Source organism: Terriglobales bacterium (genome assembly GCA_035567895.1).
GTDB lineage: Bacteria > Acidobacteriota > Terriglobia > Terriglobales > Acidobacteriaceae > Gp1-AA112.
Genome location: DATMPC010000080.1, coordinates 1 through 2,872, shown reverse-complemented (window position 1 = coordinate 2,872; position 2,872 = coordinate 1). Strand labels below are relative to the sequence as shown.

The window sequence follows — 2,872 nt, the reverse complement described above, 5'->3', positions numbered from 1 at the left end:
AACCAGGCGGCCTACGGACTGGCTATTTCCCGGCGCCGATCCAAACCAGCCGATCTCGGTGAAAACGATCTTCCGGGCTTGCCGGAACGCGGCCCGCTCCGCCGGCATCGCGAAGTCCGTTCATCCGCACTTGCTGCGGCATGCATAGGCATAATGCACCACCTTTTAGAGTTCGTTCATTCTAAAGACAATTGGCCTTGACCAAGCACGATCTGCGGGAGTCTATGGCCACCGCGCCGGGCCGCTTTTACCTGTTGCTGTACTGCCGATAGTAACAAGTCCTTTTTCTCGATGATCCATGGAGCGAACTTGACAACTTGCTTGGCTGGAAGAACGCGCTCTCGAATTAGCCGCTTCACTACCGTGTCGCTCACCTGCAGTTCACGCGCTGCCTCCTCCTGCGTGACCCAGCCATTCTGCTTTTGGAAGGGAGCGATCTTGTGATATCCGCGCAGTCCGGCCACACGAGATGCATTCCACGTCTTCTCTTGACCGGTCGTGTAGCCCAGGCGGTTCAGGATCGCCGCGATCGTCTTATCCTGACAGATCTTTGCTAGTTCACTTACTAACTCAATTACAGAACGATCCGCACTGTGGCGATGCTGCCCTGGCTTGTTACGCTCCACGCGCAGTTCCGTGTGTACTCCACCAGCCCAATGCAGGCGCAGGCGATGGCTCGCGGAATCTGCATCATTGTCGATGATGATCTCCGTCAATATCGTCCGCAGGATTCGCTTCTTTAGCGGTATCGGTGCGTCCGGATGATTCCACAGCGCCATCAAATCTTCGCTCAGCGCCGCCAGCTCTTGCTTTTGCCGTTCACTCAGCGGCTCAGCCGCATTTCCCGCGGCCGCGAGCCGGGCCTCCGCTTCGGCTACCTGCGCTAGCGCGCCATTCCAGCGAGCCTCCAATTCACTCGCCACTAAACGGTTTTCGGGCTCGACAACATCAAACTGCCGACGGGCTCGTTTTTCTTCATAGCGAGCTCGTTCTAATGCCAGTTCTAGCGCCTTCCGCTTCTCATCGTCTTCGACCTGGGTGCATTCCACCAGTTTGATCGCAGCCTCAATCCCAGCAGGTCGGATCGCAGCCAGCACACTCTGAGCAACAGCCCGATCCAACCGCAAGCTGCCGGCTGTTAAGCATCGGCTGGACTCGCGATCTCCTCGATCACCCCGACAGACGTAGCGCGGCACGCGCCCGCTGGTGCCGCTGTAGACAACTTGCAGTTTCCTGCCGCAGCGACCGCAGCGCAACAAACCAGATAACAAAGCGGCTCCCATCTTTGCGGCTCCGCTGCCTTCACCCTCGTACATGGCCACATTGGCCTCCAGCCGTTGTTGGTTCTCCAAATACTCCTCCCAACTGATGTAACCCGGATGATGACCGATAAGCAATACCTTCCACTCATTCTGTGGCTTTCGGTAACGCGAGCTTTGCCGGGCACGCCCCTCTTCGATCCTGGTTCGCGCCGCGGTCCTGCCATAAGAGAATGCTCCGGCGTAGCAAGGATTCTTCAGCATCTGACGAATCCTTCCGCTGCTCGGCACCCCCCAAATCACCTCCTGCCCGGCGGTTCCCGGCTTCGTTTTTGGGAGGAGGATTTGTTCTTCCCGGAACCAAATGGTCGCCTGTCGCGCGCTTCCTAATTGCTGAAATTTCCGGAACACGCTGACGATCGCCTGCTGTACTTGGCGATCGGGCGTCTTCTCAATTCGACCCTCTTCGGTCCGGATGAATCCCACCGGCACTTCCCATAATGCGTAGCCGCGTCGTACCTTCTGCTCAAAGGCTTCACGGGCGCGTTGCCGCATCAGTCCAAGCTCAAACTCCGACATAGTGCCTTTTAAGCCGAGGACAAGGCGGTCATTAAGTTGTCGTGGGTCGTAGATGCCGTCGCTATCGATTAGCAGAGTTTCCGTTAGTGCGCAGAGATCAACTAGGTGATGCCAATCGCGATTGTTGCGCGCCAATCGAGAAGCTTCCAACGCAAACACCGCTCCGGCCAGACCCTGGCAGACGGATGCCAATAACCGGCCGAAGCCCGGCCGCTCCTGAATGCCGGAACCGGAGCGGCCCAAATCTTCATCGATTACTACTACCTTGCTGAAGCCGAGCTGTTGTGCCTGGCCCTCCAGAGCATACTGGCGCTCTTTGCTCTGCAGGTTATTGCGTACCTGATAGGGCGTCGATTGGCGCACGTAAACATAGGCTCCTCGCTTGAGATGGTGTACCTTAAGCTTCTCGCTCATTCTGCCTCCCGTTGTTGGTCTTGAGAACGCTTACGAGCACCTGGCGCCACAGAGTTAGGCACTGTTCCCTTACCGATGCCGGAAGCACGGTCCAAATCTCTTCGTCCTCGAAGCGCAGCTTGCGTTGCCACATGGACGGACTTTCGTTGCTGTGCATTCTTACCTCCTGATGGAGATTCTGCACAACCACGATCCTTAGGAGTTTTCCCAAGACGCTGCCCGTCGATCAGCCGGCGCAGCTCAAACAGCGTATCGATCGAGACTCGTGGTTCCGCTTCGTTAGTGAACCGATCACAGACTTGCGGATTCAACATCCAATCGGGTACCGCTACTTGCATGCCGCCGGGAAGCCTGATAATCAGAATTACAGAGTCAGTTCTCCTTAGATAGCGAATTACTTCAACTTCTGCGCCATAGAACGGATGCCACCGATAGCAAATCCTAGTTGGGTGCAGTTCATGAGCAGCATGAGGAGACCTTGCGGCACGCCTTCGCCACCCACTTGCTCGAAGCTGGCGTTAATCTCCGAACGATTCAGATTCTGCTCGGCCACGCCAACCTCGAAACCACGGCGCGCTATCTGCAAGTCGCCGACGTGAATGTGCGCGGGACTACCAGTC

The 2,872-nt window shown here is 56.8% G+C and carries 3 protein-coding genes; all 3 read right to left on the bottom strand.

Going from position 1 to position 2,872, the window contains the following annotated elements; genetic code table 11:
• Nucleotides 1-176 precede the first annotated feature (176 nt).
• A complete protein-coding gene (locus VNX88_16155; protein ID HWY70202.1) occupies nt 177-2,252 on the bottom strand; it encodes a recombinase family protein in 2,076 nt (691 codons plus the stop codon).
• A complete protein-coding gene (locus tag VNX88_16150; GenBank protein ID HWY70201.1) occupies nt 2,236-2,409 on the bottom strand; it encodes a hypothetical protein in 174 nt (57 codons plus the stop codon). The genes VNX88_16155 and VNX88_16150 overlap by 17 nt, the downstream gene beginning before the upstream one ends.
• Nucleotides 2,410-2,646: 237 nt before the next feature.
• On the bottom strand, nt 2,647-2,872 hold a 226-nt coding region (locus VNX88_16145; protein ID HWY70200.1), incomplete at its 5' end, for a hypothetical protein.